This window comes from Candidatus Syntrophocurvum alkaliphilum (assembly GCF_009734445.1).
GTDB lineage: Bacteria > Bacillota > Syntrophomonadia > Syntrophomonadales > Syntrophomonadaceae > Syntrophocurvum > Syntrophocurvum alkaliphilum.
This window is the reverse complement of the sequence record NZ_CP046457.1, coordinates 1450431-1473497: the sequence shown is the minus strand read 5'-3', so window position 1 is coordinate 1473497 and position 23067 is coordinate 1450431. Positions and strand designations below refer to the sequence as shown.

At 32.5% G+C, this 23067-nt stretch carries 26 protein-coding genes and 1 other annotated feature; all 26 genes read left to right on the top strand.

Features of this window, described 5'->3' with window-relative positions; all coding sequences use genetic code 11:
* Nucleotides 1-39 precede the first annotated feature (39 nt).
* The 26 genes from SYNTR_RS07190 to SYNTR_RS07065 all read left to right on the top strand — a co-directional run bounded on the left by SYNTR_RS07190 (nt 40) and on the right by SYNTR_RS07065 (nt 23065).
* Complete coding sequence (locus tag SYNTR_RS07190) at nt 40-672, top strand: DUF47 domain-containing protein (protein ID WP_156203883.1); 633 nt, start codon at nt 40-42, stop codon at nt 670-672.
* Entirely contained in the window at nt 665-1654 is a 990-nt protein-coding gene (locus SYNTR_RS07185; RefSeq protein ID WP_156203882.1) for an inorganic phosphate transporter, read from the top strand. Before SYNTR_RS07190 ends, SYNTR_RS07185 begins: the two co-directional genes overlap by 8 nt.
* Nucleotides 1655-1776: 122 nt before the next feature.
* Nucleotides 1777-2406, top strand: coding sequence for a redox-sensing transcriptional repressor Rex (locus tag SYNTR_RS07180; protein ID WP_156203881.1), 630 nt, complete (start codon nt 1777-1779; stop codon nt 2404-2406).
* A gap of 126 nt (nt 2407-2532) precedes the next feature.
* Nucleotides 2533-2793, top strand: coding sequence for a DUF4321 domain-containing protein (locus SYNTR_RS07175; protein WP_156203880.1), 261 nt, complete (start codon nt 2533-2535; stop codon nt 2791-2793).
* 18 nt (nt 2794-2811) lie between these two features.
* Entirely contained in the window at nt 2812-3453 is a 642-nt protein-coding gene (locus SYNTR_RS07170) for a Maf family protein (RefSeq protein WP_156203879.1), read from the top strand.
* A complete protein-coding gene (gene radC, locus SYNTR_RS07165; RefSeq protein WP_156203878.1) occupies nt 3404-4087 on the top strand; it encodes a RadC family protein in 684 nt (227 codons plus the stop codon). Before SYNTR_RS07170 ends, radC begins: the two co-directional genes overlap by 50 nt.
* A 44-nt stretch (nt 4088-4131) precedes the next feature.
* Nucleotides 4132-5136: a rod shape-determining protein gene (locus SYNTR_RS07160; protein ID WP_156204724.1), complete on the top strand. Its 1005-nt coding sequence runs from the start codon at nt 4132-4134 to the stop codon at nt 5134-5136.
* A gap of 18 nt (nt 5137-5154) precedes the next feature.
* Entirely contained in the window at nt 5155-6015 is an 861-nt protein-coding gene (mreC, locus tag SYNTR_RS07155) for a rod shape-determining protein MreC (protein WP_156203877.1), read from the top strand.
* Between the two features lie 6 nt (nt 6016-6021).
* Nucleotides 6022-6516 (top strand): rod shape-determining protein MreD, encoded by a 495-nt coding sequence (mreD, locus tag SYNTR_RS07150; RefSeq protein WP_156203876.1) that lies wholly within the window; start codon nt 6022-6024, stop codon nt 6514-6516.
* Between the two features lie 11 nt (nt 6517-6527).
* Nucleotides 6528-8594, top strand: a complete 2067-nt coding sequence (locus SYNTR_RS07145; RefSeq protein ID WP_156203875.1) for a penicillin-binding transpeptidase domain-containing protein — start codon at nt 6528-6530, stop codon at nt 8592-8594.
* Nucleotides 8595-8753: 159 nt separating this feature from the next.
* Nucleotides 8754-9395, top strand: coding sequence for a septum site-determining protein MinC (gene minC, locus SYNTR_RS07140; protein ID WP_156203874.1), 642 nt, complete (start codon nt 8754-8756; stop codon nt 9393-9395).
* Between the two features lie 16 nt (nt 9396-9411).
* Entirely contained in the window at nt 9412-10212 is an 801-nt protein-coding gene (minD, locus tag SYNTR_RS07135) for a septum site-determining protein MinD (protein WP_156203873.1), read from the top strand.
* A gap of 14 nt (nt 10213-10226) precedes the next feature.
* On the top strand, nt 10227-10502 hold the full coding sequence (gene minE / locus SYNTR_RS07130; protein WP_156203872.1) for a cell division topological specificity factor MinE: 276 nt from the start codon (nt 10227-10229) through the stop codon (nt 10500-10502).
* A gap of 164 nt (nt 10503-10666) precedes the next feature.
* On the top strand, nt 10667-11803 hold the full coding sequence (rodA, locus tag SYNTR_RS07125; RefSeq protein WP_156203871.1) for a rod shape-determining protein RodA: 1137 nt from the start codon (nt 10667-10669) through the stop codon (nt 11801-11803).
* A gap of 197 nt (nt 11804-12000) precedes the next feature.
* The gene (locus tag SYNTR_RS07120) at nt 12001-12597 is read left to right on the top strand and encodes a M23 family metallopeptidase (protein ID WP_156203870.1); all 597 of its coding nucleotides are present in this window, start codon (nt 12001-12003) and stop codon (nt 12595-12597) included.
* Between the two features lie 5 nt (nt 12598-12602).
* Nucleotides 12603-13463 carry a M50 family metallopeptidase gene (locus tag SYNTR_RS07115; RefSeq protein ID WP_156203869.1) on the top strand — a complete coding sequence of 287 codons (861 nt, stop codon included), beginning with the start codon at nt 12603-12605 and terminating at the stop codon, nt 13461-13463.
* A 319-nt stretch (nt 13464-13782) separates the two neighbouring features.
* The gene (locus SYNTR_RS07110; RefSeq protein WP_156203868.1) at nt 13783-15642 is read left to right on the top strand and encodes a TIGR03960 family B12-binding radical SAM protein; all 1860 of its coding nucleotides are present in this window, start codon (nt 13783-13785) and stop codon (nt 15640-15642) included.
* Nucleotides 15620-16300, top strand: coding sequence for a TIGR03936 family radical SAM-associated protein (locus tag SYNTR_RS07105; protein WP_156203867.1), 681 nt, complete (start codon nt 15620-15622; stop codon nt 16298-16300). Before SYNTR_RS07110 ends, SYNTR_RS07105 begins: the two co-directional genes overlap by 23 nt.
* Nucleotides 16301-16302: 2 nt before the next feature.
* On the top strand, nt 16303-17712 hold the full coding sequence (locus SYNTR_RS07100) for an Rne/Rng family ribonuclease (protein ID WP_156203866.1): 1410 nt from the start codon (nt 16303-16305) through the stop codon (nt 17710-17712).
* An 81-nt stretch (nt 17713-17793) separates the two neighbouring features.
* Nucleotides 17794-17873 (top strand) — a sequence feature (ribosomal protein L21 leader region).
* 11 nt (nt 17874-17884) lie between these two features.
* Nucleotides 17885-18199 (top strand): 50S ribosomal protein L21, encoded by a 315-nt coding sequence (gene rplU, locus SYNTR_RS07095; RefSeq protein WP_156204723.1) that lies wholly within the window; start codon nt 17885-17887, stop codon nt 18197-18199.
* On the top strand, nt 18199-18537 hold the full coding sequence (locus SYNTR_RS07090) for a ribosomal-processing cysteine protease Prp (RefSeq protein ID WP_156203865.1): 339 nt from the start codon (nt 18199-18201) through the stop codon (nt 18535-18537). Before rplU ends, SYNTR_RS07090 begins: the two co-directional genes overlap by 1 nt.
* On the top strand, nt 18530-18823 hold the full coding sequence (gene rpmA, locus SYNTR_RS07085; RefSeq protein WP_156203864.1) for a 50S ribosomal protein L27: 294 nt from the start codon (nt 18530-18532) through the stop codon (nt 18821-18823). Before SYNTR_RS07090 ends, rpmA begins: the two co-directional genes overlap by 8 nt.
* Before the next feature lie 88 nt (nt 18824-18911).
* Nucleotides 18912-19364, top strand: coding sequence for a Spo0B domain-containing protein (locus SYNTR_RS07080; RefSeq protein ID WP_197079053.1), 453 nt, complete (start codon nt 18912-18914; stop codon nt 19362-19364).
* Between the two features lie 14 nt (nt 19365-19378).
* A complete protein-coding gene (gene obgE, locus SYNTR_RS07075) occupies nt 19379-20638 on the top strand; it encodes a GTPase ObgE (RefSeq protein ID WP_156203862.1) in 1260 nt (419 codons plus the stop codon).
* A 25-nt stretch (nt 20639-20663) separates the two neighbouring features.
* Nucleotides 20664-21788, top strand: a complete 1125-nt coding sequence (gene proB / locus SYNTR_RS07070) for a glutamate 5-kinase (protein ID WP_156203861.1) — start codon at nt 20664-20666, stop codon at nt 21786-21788.
* Nucleotides 21789-21811: 23 nt separating this feature from the next.
* Entirely contained in the window at nt 21812-23065 is a 1254-nt protein-coding gene (locus SYNTR_RS07065) for a glutamate-5-semialdehyde dehydrogenase (protein ID WP_156203860.1), read from the top strand.
* Nucleotides 23066-23067 lie beyond the last annotated feature (2 nt).

The window sequence follows — 23067 nt, the reverse complement described above, 5'->3', positions numbered from 1 at the left end:
TACAAAGTATTGCATAGTGATATTTTAGGAGGTATAAATTTGGTTTTTAGACTAAAACCACGTGATGAAAGATTTTACGAATACTTTGAAGAAATGGCAGATATTATCTGTGAAGCATCAAAAATATTAAAAACTTATTTTGAGGAAAAGCACGATCCAATTAAAACACTAGAAAAACTATTAGACTTAGAACATCGTGGTGACCAAATATTTGCAACCACAATTAAACAAATTAATAATACATATATGCCTCCTTTTGATAGGGAGGATATAATAAATTTAACTCAAGAATTAGATAATATACTTGACCACATACATGGTACTATGGACAAAATAGTTCTTTATAAAGCTGGCCATCCTAGAGAAAAACATATATTAAAATTAGTTAGTGTTTTAGAAGAAGCTACTGATGAAATTAGAGAGGCTATGACACATCTTAGAAAACTACGTTCCAATCATGACCAAATTCTTGAGCAGTGTGATAAAATACGTTTATTTGAACAGGAGGGTGATTACTTGTATAGAACAGGTATAGCAATCCTATTTGATAAAACTGAAAATGTTATTGATATTATAAAATGGAAGGAAATATATGAACATCTCGAAACAACCTTTGATTATTGTGAAAATGTCAGTAATGTTGTTAAAGCTATAACTGTCAAATATGTTTAGTATTACACTAGTACTTATCCCAATAATATTAGCACTAATATTTGACTTTACAAACGGATTCCAAGATACAGCAAACGCTGTTGCTACATCTGTTGCCACCCAGGCTTTAAGCCCAAGAATGGCTGTGATTTTAGCAGCAGTTTTTAATTTTTTAGGTGCTTTAAGTGGCACAGCCGTAGCAATTACTATTGGAACAAGCCTTGTCTCTCCTGACCTTGTAACCCCTATAGTTATTATAGCTGCTCTATCTGCAGCAATTTTCTGGAACACTTTTACTTGGTACTTAGGTATACCAAGTAGTGCTTCACATGCACTGATTGGTGGTATAGTAGGTGGAGTTATAGCTGGCTATGGAGTTACTCAAGTAAAGTGGTTAGGCTTTGTGAAAATCTTTGCAGGATTAATAATATCACCCGTTGTAGGTTTTTTAGTAGGCGGAATTTTTATGGCCGTTTTTTTTTGGCTATTTAAAAATCACTCACCTTTAAAAACAAATAATAAGTTCAGAAAGCTACAGGTTTTATCAGCATGTATGGTAGCCTTTGCACATGGTTCAAACGATGCGCAAAAATCGATGGGGATAATTACTATGGTGTTGTTTGGGGCTGGGATAATAACTGTTTTTGAAGTGCCTTTATGGGTTAAGGTTGCTTGTGCTTCTGCAATGGCATTAGGAACAGCACAAGGTGGATGGAGAATTATAAAAACTGTAGGCTCAAAAATATTTAAAATAGAACCAATTAATGGGTTTGCTTCTGATTTTACTTCATCAATTGTAATATATTCAGCAACTTTATTAGGTGCACCTGTAAGTACTACTCATATAGTTTCCTCTTCTATAGTGGGTGCAGGAACAGTTAAACGTGCAAAGGGGGTTAGGTGGCAGGTAGCAATTCAAATTATAGCAGCTTGGGTTATAACAATTCCTTCTTCAGCTTTTGTGGCTATAGCAATGTTTGAAATAATTAGTAAGCTTTTTTAATAAAATCCAGATAGAATGATAAAAATAATATTAATTTATAATATTCTAATAAAAACATTATTAAATTTTTCACAAATATGATACAATAACAGTTATAAATGATTAAGAAGAGGAGTGGAAGCTTGAAAGCTTATAAAATACCTGAAGCTACTGTTATGAGGTTGTCAATTTATTCTAGGTATCTGCAGAAACTAATAGAAAATGGTACTCAAACAATTTCTTCTGGAGAAATTGCAAATGGGGTTGGCGTAGGTTCTGCGCAAGTTAGAAAGGATTTAGCTTATTTTGGTGAGTTTGGTACTCGTGGTGTAGGATACAATGTAGAAGAGCTTTTTAATCATTTAATGGAAATATTGGGCTTAGATGAAAAATGGAATGTTATAATTATAGGAGCAGGAAAGTTAGGTTCAGCTTTAGCAACATATCAAGGATTTATTGATAGAGGATTTAATATAACTGCTATTTTAGATATAGATGAAGCCATAATAGGTAAAAAGCTCATGGATATTGAGGTAGAGCATATTGATTTACTTAGTAAGAAAGTTAAAGAAAACAATGTAGAAATAGGTGTAATAACTGTTCCAGGATCAGTTGCTCAAGTAGTTACAGATGATTTAATAAAAGCGGGTGCTAAAGCAATTTTAAATTTTTCACCGAATGTATTAAGAGTTCCTAATGAAATTATTCTTAGAAATGTTGATTTATCAGTCAATTTAGAGGTTTTGAGTTTTAATCTATCGTTTCATAAGTAAAAATATTTAAAAGCTCTCTTAAAGAGGGCTTTTTTTTGTGTTTTTTATGATAGTATCTTTATTAAAGGTGTTATCTTGTTTTCAAGAAATACTAATGCTAAACTTGAAAAAAATGGAGGTAGGGTTGTGGGTGGAAGGTCAAGGACCTCATGGCAGATATTATTATTGCTTTTAGCTATAGGTGGAATTGTTGGAGGTTTTATAGGAGATGCTATAGTTAAGCTATGGCCACAAATGAATATTTTAGGGAATGCACAAAGTGTTGGGTTACCACCATTTACTATGGATTTACAAGTGTTTACCTTAACATTTGGTTTTATGTTGCATATAAATATTTTTACTATTATAGGTTTCATTTTAGCTTTTCTTGCTTTTAGAAAACTTTAAGTAAAAGAAGGTGTAGTTTTGCCAAGAATTATATTAGCATCACAATCTCCACGAAGAAAGGAACTTCTAATTAAGATAGGATTAGAATTTGAAGTGATTCCTGCTGGTATTAATGAGGAAGGTTTAACTGCAAATTCTCCAGATGAACTTGTCCAAAAGTTAGCAATACTAAAAGGACGTCATATAGCAAATAAAGTAGAAAGTGGAATTATTATTTCAGCTGATACTATTGTTGTATTAAATGGACAGATACTTGGAAAACCTTTTAATAGAGACAGTGCTAAAGCTATGCTTAAAACCCTATCTAATAATATTCATGAAGTTCAAACTGGTTTATGTTTAATAAATAAAGACTTAGATAATGAACTAGTAATAGTTGAAAAAACTATGGTTCACTTTAAAAGCTTAACTAATGAAGAAATAGATTTTTATATAAAAACAGGGGAACCTATGGATAAGGCGGGGGCTTATGGCATTCAGGGTTTTGCTTCTGTATTTATAAAAAAAATTGAAGGGTGCTATTTTAATGTAGTTGGTTTGCCGTTACATAGGTTATATGAATTGCTTATATCTCAGGGGGTTAATCTAATGGGGGGAGAAGGTAGGGTTAATGGACTACAAAGTTACTATAAAGGACATGCCAGAGGACATGAGGCCTAGAGAAAAACTAATAAACAAAGATGAGTTTAGCCTAAATGATGCAGAATTATTAGCTATAATTTTGGGCATGGGTACAAAAAATTTAAGTGCTATAGATTTAGCACATAATATATTAGCATTTCACGGTGGTTTAAGATACCTTAAAGAGGCTAGTTTAGAAGAATTAATGAATATAAAGGGTATAGGATTAGCAAAAGCAGTAAGCATAAAAGCTTCTATGGAATTAGGACGAAGAATAGCTTTAACGGTTCAGGAAAAAATACCAATAAAATCACCCGAGGATGTAAAAAATATTGTTATGGAAGAAATGCGTTATTTTGATCGCGAACATTTTAGAGTTATGTACTTAGATCGCAAAGGTGGACTATTATTTATGCAGGATGTTTCTATAGGTGGTTTACATAGCTCAATAGTTCATCCACGTGAGGTATTTAAGACAGCGGTTAAAAGAAGTGCAGCTTCCATTATTTTGATACATAATCATCCAAGTGGTGATCCAACACCAAGTTTGGAAGATATTAATGTTACACAAAGGCTTATTGAAGCTGGTAAAATATTAGGGATAGAAGTATTAGATCATATAATTATTGGTGAATTAAAATATAATAGCCTGAAAGAAAAAGGATTAATTTAAAGAGAGATTTAGGGAGGATATTAAAAGTGATTTTTGGAAAAGACATGGGAATAGATTTAGGAACAGCAAATACTTTAGTTCATTTAAAGGGAAAAGGAGTTGTTTTTACAGAGCCTTCTGTTGTGGCTATCCAGAACGATAATGGTGATGTTTTAGCAGTTGGAGATGAAGCGAAACAAATGATTGGAAGAACACCTGGAAATATAATTGCCATACGACCAATGAAAGATGGGGTAATAGCTGATTTTGATATAACTCAAGCCATGCTTAAATACTTTATTACTAAGGCCTTAGGACAAAGGACACCATTTACTAAACCAAGAGTAATAATAAGCATACCAACAGGATGTACTACTGTAGAAGAGAGAGCAGTACGAGAAGCTGCATTGCAAGGAGGAGCAAAAGAGGCTTATCTTATAGAAGAGCCTATGGCTGCAGCTATAGGAGCAGGATTACCTGTGCATGAACCAACAGGTAATCTAATAGTTGACATAGGTGGAGGTACAACTGAAGTTGCTGTAATTTCACTTGGAGGTGTAGTGACCGCTAAATCTGTAAGGATTGCAGGAGATGAAATGGATACATCTATTATTCAGCATCTTAGAAAAAACTATAACCTACTTGTTGGCGAGAGGACTGCAGAAGACATAAAAATTAGTATAGGTTCAGCACTTTGGGAAGGGCCTGAAGAGTTTTATGAAGTGCGAGGACGTGATTTAGTTAATGGTTTACCTAAAACAGTAAAGGTTTCTTCTGATGAAATTCAACAAGCACTTAAGGAGCCAGTAGAGCACATTATCGAAGGGATAAAGGTTTGCCTAGAAAAAACTCCTCCAGAACTAGCCTCTGATATAATGGATAGAGGGATTGTAATGGCTGGTGGTGGTGCGTTATTAAGAGGGTTAGATAAATTAATTAGTAATGAAACTGAAATGCCAGTTTATGTATGTGAAGATCCACTTTTTGCGGTGGCTAATGGTACTGGAAAAGTTTTGGAAAATATTGAAGTATTAAAAAGGGTATTAATAACACCTAAAAAATCTTTTTAAAAAATCGGGTGAGGAGAATTGTTAAAGTTAATCAAAAATAAAGTATTGTGGATAGTTACTGTTACATTAATTCTGATATTAGTCATGATTACTGCTACATCTTCTGATAGAGAGGAAATAACATTTATAGAACAAATTACTGGAGATGCATTTGCTCCGCTACAAAGAGGGATGAATGAGTTAACTGATTATATAGCTGGTTTTAATTATGTATTTACTGAAAGAAGACACCTTATGCAAGAAATAGATGATTTGCGTATGGATATACAAGAATTAAAAATAGAAAATCAGCAATTAAAAGAGTTTGAAGCAGAAGTTATTAGACTAAGGCAAATAGTTGAATTTATTGATGATAGTCAAGATAGGTATGATTTTATACCAGCAAGGGTTATAGCAAGAAGTCCTAATAATTGGTATAAAACTTTAACTATCAATAAAGGTGCAAAACATGGAATAGAGAAAAACATGGCTGTTATCAATGCTGATGGTCTAGTGGGCAGAGTAATGAATGTTAGTAATAATAATTCTCAGGTGTATTTAATTACTGACAGAGAAATAGCAGTAGGTTCAATTTTACAAGAAACTAGAGAAACTAATGGTATAGTAGAAGGAACTGGAGATAACTTATCTTTAAGAATGGTAAATATTCCCTATTATTCTGATGTTGAAGAAGGTGACCGAGTCATCACTTCAGGTTTGTCAGAAATATATCCGAAAGGAATATTGATTGGATATATAAATAAAATAACAACCGAGCCAAATGGATTGTTGCTTTCAGCATCAGTAATACCGGCTGTGGCTTTTGATAAACTTGAAGAAGTTCTAGTAATAAACGATTATGCACCGTTAATAGAGGAAGAAGAGGGTGAAGAGGAGTAGGGTTGTTTGCGTTATTTAATTCTTATCTTATTGCCATTTATAGCTATATTTTTGCAATCCACATTTTTTGGTGAATACAGTATAAAAGGTGTTATACCGGATCTTGTCTTAGTTTTTGTGGTTTTTTATGCTTTGTTTAATGATGCTAAAAAGAGTGCAGTTTATGGGTTTTATTGTGGTTTGCTTGAAGACTTATATATGGGGCGCTTTATTGGAATTAATGCTTTAGCGAAAGCATTGACTGCATATTTAATTGGTAGATTACAAGTTATTGTTTTTAATGAAAATATTTTTGTAGGAGTTTTATCTATAATTGTAGGAACAATTATGAATACTTTTATTTTAGTTATAATATCAACTATAACTATTCAAGTTTTAAATATAGACCAAGTATTATTTTTAACTTTATTATATCAAACTTTATATAATGCTTTATTATCTATTCCAATTTATATTTGGTACTATTATTCGTCAAAAAAAGGTTTGTTAAGTGGACAATAGGGGAGAGCTAAATGAAACCAGAAGTTTTCAAAAAGAACATCAAAGTTTTTAAATATATAATTATTGCACTTATAGCTATATTGTGTGTTAGACTTGCTGTTGTACAATTATTTCAGAGCGAAATTTTTGAAACCCAAGCTAAAGAAAATCGAATACGGTTATTGTCTATACAGCCTACGCGTGGGGAAATTTATGCTAATCAAGGTGAGATTTTAGCAGCAAATCAGTTAGTTTATACAGTAAGCATAACTTACACTGGCATTGAAGACCACAGTCTGATTATAGAGGAACTTTCGGATATACTAATAGACTACTTTCCAGAAGTAACACCAGAATATATCCAAGATAAAATTGATAACCAGAGGTTTAGGCTTTTTGAACCTATTACAATAATAAGGGATATACCTTGGGATTTAGTAGTACAAATTGAAGAAAACCGGCAAAATCTACCTGGTGTGATGATCTTAGTTGAGCCATTTCGTGATTACCCTCATGAAGGTTTAGCTGGACATGTGCTAGGATATATACATTCAATCAGCAAAGAAGAATTAGAACGAGTTGATAGTGATTTTTACACTATGAATAGTCTTATAGGTAAATCAGGGATAGAAAAACAATATGAAGATGAATTAAGAGGAAAGGCTGGAGCTAGAAGAGTTGAAGTTGATGCTAGAGGTAGACCTGTGGGCGAGTTAGTTACTCTTGAACCAATACCTGGGAATAATTTGCAGTTAACTTTAGATTTAGAATTACAACAAGTTATGGAAAATAGTATGGAAGAAATCTTAAATAACCTTCAAGAACAGCGTAACCCTAAAGCTAAGGTTGGATCTGCTGTAGTAATGAATGTTAAAACAGGAGAAATTCTTTCAGCTGTCAGTTATCCCCAAATGTATCCTGATGATTGGAAAGGTGATATAAATCAAGAAAAAGCTAGTTATTACTTTCCACAAACCGAAACCTATGATCCGATGGACCCTGGAGCATCATTAAATAGATTTTTACAGGTAACCTATCCACCTGGATCAACTTTTAAACCTATAACTGGCATGGCTGCTCTTGATGCAGAACACAGTCATACTTCTGTAGATGATTATGTTAATTGTCAAGGGAGATATTGGATAGCTCCGTATATTAGATGTACTGGAGTTCATGGTAATGTAGATTATTATTCAGGGATGGGAACATCATGTAATGTATATTTTCAAGAAATAGGGAGAAGAGCAAATAAGGAAGAAATAATTAGAGTTGCTAAAGAATTTGGATTAGGAGAAAGAACTAATGTTGATTTGCCTCATGAAGCTAAAGGGTTAATGCCAACACCAGAGTGGAAACAAGAAATTAATCAAATACTAACTGATAGACAATATGATTTTCGTCGTGAGCAACTAGAGGATAAATATGAAGAACTATATAGAAATGCTGAAGATGAAGATGAACTAAGTCGATTAGAAAGACAATACAGAAACGAAAAAGCACAGTTAGAGGCTCAATACCAAATTGATTTTAATTTTAACACAACTTGGCAGGCTTTTGATACATTTAATGTTTCTATTGGTCAAGGATCCAATGACTTTACTGTTTTGCAACTTGCTAATTATACGAGTACTATAGCTAATGGTGGAAATCTAATGCGACCTTATATCGTAAGTAGGATTCTATCTCCAGATGGTACAGTTTTAAAAGAAACTAAACCTAGTGTTATTAATAAAGCAGATGTTTCACCGTATAATATTGCAGAAACTAGAAGAGCTATGTGGGAAGTAGCTAGACCTGGTGGAACAGCTTATCATTTGTTTCATCACTTTCCAGAGGATGTCCCAGTAGCTGCAAAGACTGGTACAGCGGAAACAGGTAGAGCTGGAGATGAACAACTAAAAGAATTTCATGGTGTATTTATAGCTTTTGCACCTTATGATGATCCTGAAATAGCTTTTGCTGGGGTAGTAGAATATGGGCAAAGTGGTGGTGGGTCAGCCGGACAGGTTGCTAAAGATGTTTTTGAGCAATACTTTGGCATTGTAGACCATTTAGCTGATGAGGACCAATTAAATTTCGACATTAGCATTGACGAATAAAAGCATAATTTTCTTATAGCAAAACGACTTTAATAGGGGAAATTAGTGATGATTTCCCCTAATTTTTTATTTTTCATTGAAGGAAAAAAATGTAAACTATAGAATTATGAGGAAAGCAAAGATGGAAAGTCATTTTTCCAAAAATAGGGGGGCCATTCCATGTCAATACAACAAGCATTTAAAAATAAAGAAGGAGAAGTTATCGTTGACTTAAAATCTGTAGCTACCTTTTACGAATTAAAAGATAATTTAGCAAACCGGTTAGAAGCTTTTGGGGAAGGACATATAGGAACACAAGTAATTATTAATATAGGGAATAGAAGACTAACTCATCGGCAGCTTAGGGAAATTGAGGACATACTATTAAACTATGGTTTTCATTTAAAAGATATTATAAATAGCAATGAAGAAACTAAAAAAGAGGAAAGAGTTAATATAGAAGAAAATATTTTTGATGAAATTCCTTATTACGAAAATACCATATTGATTAACAGACACTTAAGGTCAGGTCAAAAATTTTTTAATGAAGGGAATATTGTAATTCTAGGGGACATTAATCCAGGTGCGGAGGTGATTGCAGGTGGCAATATATTGGTTATGGGATCATTAAGGGGGATGGCTCACGCAGGTTGCTTTGGAGATGAAACAGCGGTTATAACAGCGTATAGATTAAGTCCTACTCAATTAAGAATTGCAAACCATATAACTAGACCTCCAGATGGAGAAAAAATAATAGTAGATAATCCGGAACGAGCCCGGATTAAAAGTGGGAAGGTAGTAATTGAAAAGTTAAAAATATGAAATGGGGGCTTAACAAATGAAAAGTAAAGTTTTAGTTATTACTTCAGGTAAAGGTGGTGTAGGTAAAACTACTACAACAGCTAACTTAGGTACAGCCTTAGCAATGATGGATAAAAAAGTAGTTCTTGTTGACACTGATATTGGGTTGAGAAATTTAGATGTAGTAATGGGGTTAGAGAATAGAATAGTTTTTGATATTGTTGATGTTGTTAATGGCAACTGTAAATTAAAACAAGCATTAATTAAGGACAAACGTTTTGATGGTTTATATCTTCTTCCGGCAGCTCAAACTAAGGATAAAAATTCTGTTACACCTCATCAAATGAAGAACTTAACTAATGAATTAAGAAAAGATTTTGATTTTATTTTAGTAGATTGTCCTGCTGGCATTGAACAAGGTTTTAAAAATGCAATAGCAGGTGCAGACCATGCTATTATTGTTGCTACTCCTGAAGTGTCTGCGGTAAGGGATGCAGACCGTATAATTGGTTTGATTGAAGCAGCTGGATTAAAAAGTTCTAATCTGATTATTAATCGACTTAGAAGTAAAATGGTTAAGCAAGGTGACATGATGGATATTGATGATATTATTGATATTCTATCAATTGACTTAGTAGGAGTTGTTCCTGAAGATGAAACGATTGTAATATCAACTAATAGGGGGGAACCAGCAGTACTTGAAAATAGCTCTAGAGCAGGAGGGGCTTATAAGCGTATTGCAAGGCGAGTGACAGGAGAAGAAGTCCCAATAGCAGCCTTAGACGAATCTATGAAGTTTGTAGACAGATTTAAGAAGATGCTTAAGTTAGCTAGGTAAGAGGAGGAGGTTAAATGTTTTTGGATGTTTTGAACAAATTTTTCGGAAAGGAATCAGCTGGTAGCAAAGAGCTTGCAAAAGAAAGATTAAGACTAGTTTTAGTCCATGATAGAGCATCAGTTACTCCAGAATTTTTTAACCAAATGAAGGAAGACATTATTAAAGTAATAAGAGAATATATGGATATTGATGATGATGCAATATCAGTTGACTTGTCTAATGAGGATAATTCTATAGCCTTAGTAGCTAACATTCCAGTAAAGGGATTTAAAAGAGCTGTTAATCAATAAGCTAAAGGTATATTTATAATTAAAAAAAACAATTTTTTTAAAAAGGCGTAAAAACGCCTTTTTTTTATGTAATGTAATAGTAATATTATTTCTTATTGGCTAAATTTAAACTATAGACATTACGTTTTTATAACACTTATAATTAGCACAGGGAGGACAAGATATTGAATGGTAAACGTTTAAAATTTACAGATAAACCTTTTATAATAGCATTATCTTTAATAATACTTATAGGTCTTGTAACTCTAACTAGTGCAACCTATGGACTTTCAAGTGACCCCTACTCATTTTTAAAAAATCAATTATTTGCTACTTTGATAGGGGTTGTAGCAATAATTTTTATAATTCGATATGACTATACTCAGCTAGGGAGATATAGCCGTATTTTATATGCTGTATCTATTATTACTTTAATAGCTATACTTTTTATTGGAGATGAAGTGAAAGGTAGTACTAGAGCGATTCAAATTGCATTTTTACCAGCAATTCAGCCTACTGAGTTTGTTAAAATATTTATAATTCTTTCTTTTGCTGATTTTTTAAATAGGCGCAGAGGTTCTCTTAATTCTATAGGTCAATTTATCCCTTGTTTTGTTTATATGGGAATTCCTACTCTTTTAATTATGGCGCAGCCGGACTTAGGAACATCGTTAGTTTTTATAGCAATTACATTAATTATGATGTTTATTGCTGGAGCTAATCCCAAAATATTAGTTTCATTACTAGTAACAGGTGTTTTACTAATAAGTCTTACGCTTTTTATGCATTTTAAATTTGATACATGGATACCAATGGATGATTACCAATTAAATCGGTTAACAGCCTTTGCTAATCCTTACGAAGATGGACAAGGTGGTAGAGGAGCTGGATGGAATACTATTCAGTCATTGGTTGCTGTAGGGTCTGGTGGTCTTACAGGACAAGGTTTATTTGAAGGAACACAAGTCCAACTCAGATTTTTGCCTGAACATCATACTGATTTTATTTTTGCTGTTATTGCTGAGGAGTTAGGGTTTATTGGTGGAGCGACTATTATTATGTTGTTTGGTTTTCTGCTAGTTAGAGTATTGTATATAGCTGCAAATTCGCGAGATTTATATGGGACCCTAGTAGCAACTGGCATTTGTGCTATGTGGTTATTTCATGTTGTGGAAAATATTGGTATGAGTATTGGTATAATGCCAATAACAGGTATACCTTTGCCTTTTATTAGTTATGGAGGTAGTAATATGTTAAGTAACCTTATAGCAGTAGGATTAATACTAAGTATAAATATAAGAGGGAAAAAAATTGTGTTTTAATATTCGTTATTTATCCTTAAATAGAAATCAAATAAAGAAAAATTAACCCATAAAAATAAGGCCTGAGTATAATGCTCAGGCCTTAAATATAATTATACGGTCATAAAATATAGCATTGTTACTATATATTAGTAAGCAAATAAAATACTAAAATTGTTTTTATTACTGCTTAGTTTAAATATAAAGGTGGGATAAATATGTTAAGAAGTTTTAAGATAAGAATGCTTCTTGTTATAGTTCTTGTAACTATAGTTGCATTAATAATGGAAACAAATCACTTTAGTAAAGACTATGTTGAGTCTACATTAAGTTATATTATGCAAGATGATGATCGTATAGAGCAAGTCGTAGCTGTTTTTACTAATAGAGAACAACAAAACAAGGATGATGATATATCTAATGTGGCAGTACCAGCTGGTTCATCCAATGCTAATGTAATACAAATTCCATGCAACTTTGAATCTATAGAAAAAAGCTATGGTTGGTACTGGAACAGTGAAAAAAATAGACAGGAGTTTTCACCGGGTGTATTATTTGCAGTTGAAGATAATACACTTGTTAAACCTGTTCTTAGGGGAACTGTTGTTGAAATAACAGGTGCTAGTGATGAACGTAAAGTAAAAGTTCAGCATAATGATTATCTGTTTACAATTTACGGTGGTATAAAAGAAGTTCTTGTAAAAGAAAATTCTGTTGTTGAACCTAGTGAATATTTAGGAAAGACTTCTACAAAATTCTATTTCGAATTAAGAAATCAGGATGGGCCATTAAACCCACTTAGTATATTTGAATAAAAAAAATGAAGCTTGCTAGTATAGCCGGGATTACATTTAAAATTAACCCTGTTTTACTTTTCTTATGTATTCTATATGGCCTTTTAGGCTTGCTAATAGAAGTTTTTATAATATTTTCTGCTGTTATTATTCATGAATTAGCACATATTATTGTTGCTAAATTAATGGGAATAAAAGTTATTGAAGTAGAGCTTTTTCCTTTTGGTGGTCAAGCAAAAATAGAAAGTTTTATGGGATTAGATCCCGAAAAAGAAATATATGTAGCACTGGCAGGGCCAATAATAAGCCTATCTCTTGCCGGTATTTTATATTTTCTGAATCCTTCTATCAATTCAACCTACCTTAGTTTACTTGTTAAGATTAATGCATTATTAGGGATATTTAACCTAATTCCTATTATTCCTCTTGATGGAGGCAAAGTTGTACGGGCATTATTATCAACATTAATAGGTTATAAAAAAGCTACAGAATGGTTATCGCTTCTGGGAAAAGTTTTTGCATTAGCATTAATTGGATATGGCTCATACCAAACTTACTTTCACAATACTGGAATTAATTTCATTGTTTTAGGAGTATTTTTGTTCTGGGCAGCTCACCGTGAGGGCAAGTTATTAGCATATGCATTTATGCGTTTTTTAGTAAATAAAAAGCAAGATTTATCAAAAAACGGTTATTTACCAGCACGGCAAATAGTAAGTAATTATGATGTAACAGTAAAGCAACTACTTAATAATACTAGACCTAACTTTTATCTCATTGTAGTAGTAATTGATGATAACCACCAAGTAGTAGCAATGAAAACAGAAGCAGAACTAATAGAATTGCTCTTGACAAAAGGACCGAACCTTAAACTAGGAGATTGTTAAAGATAATTATGAATTTTTAATTCTTAATTGTGGAAGAGAAATATTGTTCTCTTTTTATAACGAAAAGGAAAGCTATGCTTTTTTTATTAATTAAAAATTGATTCTGTTGCAAAAAGCAACTACAAAAAACTTAAGGCTGAGCAAGCATGTTTATCTAAGTCCCGAATAGCAAGGCGTGATAAACAGGTTTGGTCAGCCGATTCCATAATTTAAGTTTAACTTTTCGCATTGAAATCAAAATTAAAAATTTATAATTCATAATTCTAAATTATCATATGTGGTATCATAATACTAATATTTGGAGTTATGGAGGAAAAAAATGAAAGACAAATTATTTAAAAATATATTGCCAAAAGTATCAAAACCAGCAAGATATACAGGCAATGAAATAAATATAATAAAAAAGGATTGGGATAAAGCTCAAATTAAAATGGTTTTTGCTTTTCCTGATGTCTATGAAGTAGGTATGTCACATGTGGGAAGCAAAATTCTCTATGGTTTAATAAATGAAAAAACTAATCACATAATGGAAAGAACATTTGCACCATGGCCTGATATGGAAAAAGTAATGAGAGAGGATGATATACCATTATATTCCCTAGAATCGTATAAGCCTATTTGTCAATTTGATGTTATAGGCTTCTCACTTCAATATGAATTATCTATTACTAATGTATTAAACATGCTTAACTTAGGTGATGTTCCCATATTCAATACTCAAAGAGGCGAAGAGCATCCAATAGTTATCGCGGGGGGACCAGTAGTATTCAATCCGGAGCCATTTGCTGATTTTTTTGATGCTTTTTTGATAGGTGACGGTGAAGAGCTATTGCCAGATTTTTTGGATGAATTGTACCAAAATAAACAATTAAGTCGTTATGATAAATTAATTAAACTTTCACAAGTAGAAGGGGTTTATGTGCCAAGTTTATATTCAGTAGAGTATAATACTGATGGTACAATTAATAGCTTTAAGCCCAATATAGAGTCTGTGCCCACAACAGTACGAAAAAGAATCGTTAAAAACTTTGATGAATCCTATTTTCCTGACAAACCCATTGTACCCTATATGGAAGTAGTTCATGATAGAGCAGTATTAGAAGTGATGAGGGGTTGTCATAGGGCATGCCGTTTTTGCCACGCAGGGACGGTTTATAGGCCAGTGAGAGAAAAAGGTTTAAATACTCTCAAGGAACAAGCACAAAATCAACTTTGTAATACAGGTTTTGATGAAATATCTCTAAGCTCATTAAGCACACTTGATTATTCTAGAGTAGATAAACTAGTTAAAGATTTAATAGAACAATATGGTGATAAAGGTATAGGTGTTTCATTACCTTCCCTTAGAGTTGATGCTTTCTCAATAGAACTAGCTAATGAAGTGCAAAAAGTACGTAAAACTACATTGACATTAGCTCTAGAAGCTGGAACTCAGAGACTTCGTAATGTCATTAATAAAAATGTAAATGAAGATGACCTTTTTAAGGCAGTTGAAGCAGCATTTAAATCAGGTTGGCTATCATTAAAATTTTACTTTATGTTAGGATTACCTACTGAAACAGAAGAAGACTTAAATGGAATACTGATTTTGATTGATAAAATAAGAGCTATTGGAAAAGAACATGCCAAGAAAAACATTGAGATTAGAGCTAGTTTATCAAATTTTGTACCAAAGGCTCATACGCCTTTTCAATGGCATCTACAAGATAGTATGGAAGAAATAGAAGCCAAGAAGAAATATTTGAAATCTAAAAAGAGAAAAAATGTTAAACTAAGCTTTAGTGATAGTAGAACAAGCTATTTAGAAGGTGTTTTTTCCCGAGGTGATCGTCAAATTGCTCGAGTAATACATAGTGCTTGGCAAAAGGGATGCAAGTTTGATGGTTGGTCAGAATATTTTAAATTTGAGCCTTGGTTAGAATCTTTTAAAGAACATTATATTGATCCTAACTTTTATACAGTAAGAAAAAGAAGCTATGAAGAAATTACGCCGTGGGATTTTATAGATATTGGTGTAAGTGAAAAATATTTACAAATAGAAAATGAAAAGGCGATACAAGAGGCACAAACTCCTAACTGTAGAGATGTTGGCTGTGTAGGTTGTGGAATATGCCCTTCATTTGAAGTTGAAATGGAAATAGAGGAGGAAGGCAAAAATGCGGCTGAGAGTAGAATATAAAGTTGGTCCTGAGCTTCGATTCCTCGGTAATTTAGATATGATAAATTTAATGAAAAGAGCGCTTAGACGCGCTGATATTCCATATGCTTTAGGTGGTGGCTATAATCCAAATGTAAAGTTATCTATGGGTACTGTTTTACCTGTTGGTGTTTGGGGGGAGAGAGAGTATTTTGATTTAGAGCTTAAAGAATATTTACAGCCAAATGAATTTATAAGTAAAATGAATAACACATTACCAGATAATTTAAAAATTAATCAGTGTATGGAAATCAATGCTAAAGCACCATCCTTAATGAAAATAATAAATTCTGCTTGTTATTCGATTGTAGTTAATGATACCAAAAAAAACTTAGAGCAAATAGTTTCACAAATAATTAACTCTAAAGAAATTAAAGTTCAAGGAAAAGGAAAGAAAAAAAATGTTATTAAAGATATAAGACCTGGTATTTATTCAATTAATATGCTTCAAACTAAAGATTCTGTTATTATAAACATATGGGTGAGTACAGGTGATGAAATAAATGTTAGATATGATGAATTAGAAACAGTTATTATTGATTTTGGACTAAATAAAGATAATATTGTAGACTTATTTAGGTATGGAAATTTTGTTAAAGAAGGAAATTATTTTTACAATCCACTTGAGAAGGTGAAATAGGTTTGTTACGAGATATTATTGCAGAGATATATCCATGGGAAACAAGAGTTGCTATTTTAGAAGATGAAAGAGTAGTAGAAGTGTTTTGGGCAAATCCCAATGAAAATGTAGGTAATATTTATAAAGGGAAGGTAAAAGATATTCTTCCTGGTCTTTCGTGTGCTTTTGTAGATATTGGATTAAGCAAGAATGCTTTTTTATATTTTGGTGATCTGCCAGGGCCTCAGAAAGGACCAGCTAGCATTAAGAGTGGACAGGATGTTTTAGTTCAAGTGAAAAAAGAGCCTTTTTCTGAAAAAGGAGCGAGAGTAACTGGACAGATAACTATACCTGGTCATTTAATTGTTTTATTACCTTATCAAAATGAAGTTTCTATATCTAGAAAAATTACAAATAATGAAAGGAGAAACAATCTTCGTAATTTAATCGAAGAAAAAAAGCCTGAAAATGTAGGGGTGATTTTAAGAACAGCTTGCTTAGAAGCGGATGATGATGAAATAATTGAAGAATTAAATGATTTGTTAGACGAATGGCAAGAAATATATATACGGTTTAATAAAAATAAATCACCTAATCTAATATATGAAGATATTGATGTAATTGAGAGAACATTAAGAGATTACTTAGATGGGAACCTTCGTAAAATTATAATAAACAATCTAAAACTTAAAGAAAAAATAAATAAAAAATTACATTCTAAAATAAACCCTTATGAGTTTATCGTACATTATGATGAAGGTGATCTTTTTGAAAAATATAGTTTAGAAAAGGATATTAGGCGTGCTCTTAGACGCAAAGTATGGCTGAAAAATGGTGGTTTTTTAATTTTTGATGACACAGAAGCGATGACAGTAATAGATGTAAATAGTGGTAAATATACAGGAAAAAATGATTTTGAGGAAACTGTTTATAAGCTAAATTTAGAAGCAGCTGTTGAGATTCCTAGACAATTAAGATTAAGAAGTATTGGTGGAATCATTTTAATAGATTTTATAGATATGAAAAATAAAGATAATGAAAATGAAATTTTATATGTGTTAAAGAAAGAATTAGAAAAAGATAAAGCTCATACTAGAGTTATTGGAATGACTGGACTTGGTTTTCTAGAAATGACTAGGAAAAAATCTCGCTATGGTGTTTCAGAATTCTTTACTGATGACTGCATTACTTGTCATGGCAGAGGTAAAACTATAAATTTATTTGCATTAGTATGTGAAGTAAAAAGAAAGTTAGCTAATATGCATTATGTAGAAAATGATGAAATAGTATGTGAGGGTAATGAACAATTAGTGCAAAATATTCAAAATGATGAAAAAAATCTAGAATATATACAAAAGAAAACTGGCAAAGTAATTAAGTTTAAAGTTAATGAAGACTTAAGCATTTCAGATTATAACATATATACTCAGTAATGATATAGAATGAAGCAAAGCTGTGAGCTATAACTTGCTTGACTTAATTCAGTATATATGTTATTTTCTTATTTGGGTTGCACATTTTTGCAACCGCACAGTACGGGCTAAAAATGGTTTTAATATAAAACCTGCCTTTGCTGGCGAGTCTTATAGAATGTGAGGTGTAATGATGTACGCAGTAATTGAAACTGGCGGTAAACAGTATAGGGTAGCAGAAGGTGATATCCTTAAAATCGAAAAGCTTGATGTAGAAGCAGGCGAGAAAATTACTTTTGACAATGTACTAGTAGTAAGCAATGGTAATGGTGAAATCAAAATCGGTGATCCTTACTTGAGCGGTACAAAAGTAAATGCAGAAGTAATTGAGCAAGGTAAAAACAAAAAGATAGTTGTATTTAAGTACAAACGTAGAAAAAACTATCAAAGAAAACAAGGTCACCGTCAACCATATACCAAGATAAAAATTGAAAAGATTGAAGGTTAATGATTCAAGTTACAATAACTTATAACAATGACAAAATAAATTCTTTTAAAGTTACAGGTCATGCGGGTTATGCTGAGCAAGGGGAAGATATATACTGTGCTGGAGTATCAGCAATTACTCAAACCGCTTTAATTGGCTTAATTAAGCATTTGCCTGTCGAACCAATCTATAAAATAGAAAATGGTTTTTTAGAATGTAATCTTCCAGTCAACTTAGTTAAGGAAGATATAGAAAAAGCACAAATAATTTTATCTACAATGGAATTAGGATTAATTTCATTGCAAGATTCATACTCTGATTATGTTGAAGTTGTAATTAGGAGGTGTAATAATGATTAGAATGGATTTGCAATTATTTGCTCAGAAAAAAGGTGTTGGTAGTTCAAAGAACGGCCGAGACAGTGAGTCCAAAAGACTAGGTGTTAAAAGATACGATGGTAATAATGTAACTTCAGGTAATATACTAGTTAGACAAAGAGGTACTAAAATACATCCTGGTAAAAATGTTATGATAGGTAAAGATGATACTTTGTTTGCTGTAGCTGACGGTGTTGTAAAATTCGAAAGAAAAGGTAAAAACAAAAAACTAGTTAGTGTTTATCCAGTTGATACTGTGACAATGTAATACCTATAAGCAACCTAGATTTTCAAACCTCTGGAGTTTTCCAGAGGTTTTTGCTATTATTAGGTAAGTTATGAAAGGGGTTGAGATAGTGGACTATTTGAAAACAGTCTCTTTGATAAAACGAGCAAGACATGATTTTGGTAATCATTTACAGGTTCTAAATGGTTATTTAGAATTAGGAAGACCTGAACATGTAAAAGAGTATATAGGTCAAATAATTGATGAAATGAATGCTGAAAAAATAATTTTTTCCTTAGACAACCCTGAAGCATCATTATATTTTTACGAACAGCTTTTACTAGCAAGAAATATTGGTGTTAACTTAGTATATAGCAATATTGATAGTAATTGTTTTGAAATAATAAAAAGAGATAATGAGCCAATTAATAGTCTTAAATCTTTGATAAATGATAATAATATTGATATTAATGAAGATATGGTAGTTGAACTTGACATATCAAAAGATTCAATTGATTCAAATGATGTAAAAATGAAGTTTACTTTTGAAAAAGAAAGTAGAATTATACGATTGTTTATTTAACTAGGAGTGAGTTAATGTTTGTTGATGAAGCTAAAATATACTTAAAAGCAGGTGATGGAGGCAATGGTATCACTGCTTTTCGGCGTGAAAAATATGTCCCTATGGGAGGACCAGCCGGTGGAGATGGTGGTCGTGGTGGTGACATTATATTTATATCAGATGAAGGCTTAAGAACTCTTATGGATTTTAAATATAAGAAGCATTTTAAAGCAAAACGCGGTGCCCATGGTCAAGGTAAAAACATGCATGGTGCTAAAGGAGAAGATTTAATTATAAAGGTACCTGTAGGTACAATTGTTAAGGATGATGATACAGATGAAGTTATAGCTGATTTTACGGAACCAAATCAGGAACTAGTTATAGCTAATGGAGGACGTGGAGGTAAAGGTAATGCTCGTTTCTCTACATCTACTAATAAAGCTCCCTCATTTGCTGAAAATGGGTTTCCAGGTGAAGAAAGATGGATTAGATTAGAGCTTAAACTATTAGCTGATGTCGGATTAGTCGGTTTTCCTAATGCAGGTAAATCAACCTTGATCTCTAAGGTATCGGCAGCACGTCCCAAAATAGCTGATTATCCTTTTACCACCCTAGTGCCTAATTTAGGTGTTGTTGAAACTAAAAATAAAAACTCTTTTGTCATAGCTGATATACCGGGTTTAATAGAAGGGGCTCACCAAGGAACTGGACTTGGACATGACTTTTTAAAACATATAGAAAGAACAAGGGTGCTAATTTTTATATTGGATGCGGCTCAAATAGATGGAAGAAATGTTATGGACGATTATAATACTTTAAGATTTGAGTTAGAGATGTTTAATGAAGATTTATTAAAGCGACCTTACCTTATTGTTGCTAATAAAATGGATGTAGCAGAAGCTAAGGAAAACATAAAAGAACTTGAAGAGAACTTTAATGATAAGCTTTTCAAAATTTCAGCTGTAACAGGTGAGGGTGTAGATATTTTAATAGAAAAGGCTTACGAACTAGTGGAAAGTGTACCTATAGAGAAATATGTGGGTGAAGAAAGAGTGGTCAGAAAATATAAAGAGGAAGTGCCTTTTGAAATTGAAGTTATAAATGGGATATATTTAGTTTCTGGTGAAAGAATTGAAAAGTTAATAGCAATAACTAACTTTGATAATGATGAAGCAGTAAAAAGATTCCAAAGAACAATTGATACAATGGGATTGGAAGATGCCTTGAAAGATAAAGGCATACAAGAAGGTGATGTTGTTATAATAGGGAATATTGAGTTTGAATATAGTGAATAAGTTTTTCATTGGAGAGAGTAGAATTATGATTAGAAAAAATTTTAATAATGCTAAAAGAATTGTAATAAAAGTTGGTACAAGCACTTTAACTCATGAAAATGGACAGCTTAATCTCTATCGGATTGAGAGAATTATAAGGGAGATATCTGATTTACATAATCGTGATATTGAGGTTTTGTTAGTGACTTCAGGAGCTATTGGTGTAGGGTCAACTCGTATGGGGCTTAAAAAAATACCACGTACAATTCCTGAAAAACAAGCTTTAGCTGCTATTGGGCAAGGTGCTTTATTACATTTATATGAAAAGATTTTTGCAGAATATGGAAAAACTGTAGCTCAGGTGCTTCTTACTCGGGAAGATATGGATGAACGGATTAGATACTTAAATGCTACAAATGCATTGCTTGCGATAATTAATATGAATGTTATACCAATTATTAATGAGAATGATACTGTAGCTGTTGATGAGATAAAATTCGGTGATAATGATACTTTATCCGCTATGGTAGCTACAATTGTAAATGCAGATTTACTTATGATATTATCTGATGTTGACGGACTCTATGATAGTGATCCTAGAGTTAATAAAGAAGCGAAATTATTAAATGAAGTTAATGAAATAACTGTTAATATGGAAGAAAGCTCTAAAACTAGGGGGACAAAGTTTTCTAGTGGTGGCATGTTAACTAAGCTTAAGGCAGCCAATATATGTATGGCTGCAGGTGTTCCTATGGTAATTGCTAATAGTGAAATTGAAAATGTGATATTTAAAATAATAAATGGCGATAGCTTAGGGACCGTTTTTGTACCTAAAGAAGAGAAAATGCATGCTAGAAAGAAATGGATAGCATTTGCTTCTGTTACCCATGGAAAAGTAATTGTTGATGAAGGAGCAGAGCAGGCTCTACTTAAAAAGGGGAAAAGTCTTTTGCCATCAGGAATAAAAGAAGTAGAAGGTGACTTTGAAAGAGGAATGATAGTTGCGGTTTGCTCTACAAAGGGCTATGAAATTGCACGAGGCATGGTTAATTACAATGCGTTTCAGATTAAAAAAATAGCAGGTAAAAAGACTAGTGAAATTGAAAAGATGCTGGGTGAAAAAGATTATGATGAAGTAATTCACAGAAATAACTTGTGGATAAAAAACTAAAGTTAACAAGGGGGTTTATTATTATGGATGTTAATCAAATGTTAATTGAACAAGGAAAAAAAGCTAAAAGTGCCTCTAGAAATTTGGCTACTATGTCAACAAATCAAAAAAATAATGCTTTATTATATATGGCAGATAAACTAGAGGAAAAGAGTGAAGCAATAATTGTTGCTAATGAAAAAGACTTAAAAGCAGGTAAGGAAATGGGATTAACCTCAGCACTTCTTGATAGACTAGCTCTTAATGAACAGAGAATAAAAGATATGGCTGATGGTTTAAGAGAAATAGTAGCATTACCTGATCCAGTAGGAGAAGTAATAGGAATAACTAGAAGGCCAAATGGCTTAGAAGTTGGTAGAGTAAGAGTCCCTATTGGAGTAATTGGAATAATATATGAATCAAGACCAAATGTTACTGCTGATGCTGCAGGGTTATGTTTAAAAGCTGGTAATGCCATTATTTTACGGGGTGGAGAAGAAGCATTAAATTCAAACAGAATAATAACTCAAATTATATCTGATGCAGCTTTAGAAAGTGGGATCCCAGAGGGAGCAATACAATTAATTGATAGCCTAGATAGAGAAGCTGCAGTTTTATTAATGAAAATGCATGAATATGTTGATGTTTTAATACCACGTGGTGGGATAGGACTAAAAAAAGCGGTTTTAGAAAACGCTAAGGTTCCTATAATTATGACTGGTATGGGGAATTGTCATGTATATGCTGATGAATATGCAAATATAGAAAAAGCTAGAAATATAGCCTATAATGCTAAAGTGCAAAGACCATCGGTATGTAATGCAGCTGAGAAATTATTAGTACATGAAAAAATAGCCCAAGAATATTTACCAACTATAGTAAATGACTTAAGAAAAGCAAATGTAACACTAAAAGGTTGCAACCTAACCCAAAAAATAGTTAGTGATGTTATGCCAACGACTGAAGATGACTGGCATGAAGAGTACCTAGAATTAACAATTGCTATAAAAGTTGTAAAAAGCTTAAATGAAGCAATTAATCATATCAATACTTATGGCACTGGTCATAGTGAAGCGATAGTAAGTGAAAACTATTCAAATGTACGTACATTTATGGCAGGAGTCGATGCGGCAGCCGTTTTTGCAAACGCCTCTACTAGATTTACCGATGGAAACATATTTGGTTTTGGTGCTGAAATGGGCATAAGCACCCAAAAACTCCATGCACGTGGCCCAATGGGACTACAAGAGCTTACAACCAACAAATTTATAATCTATGGAGATGGACACGTAAGGTAGAA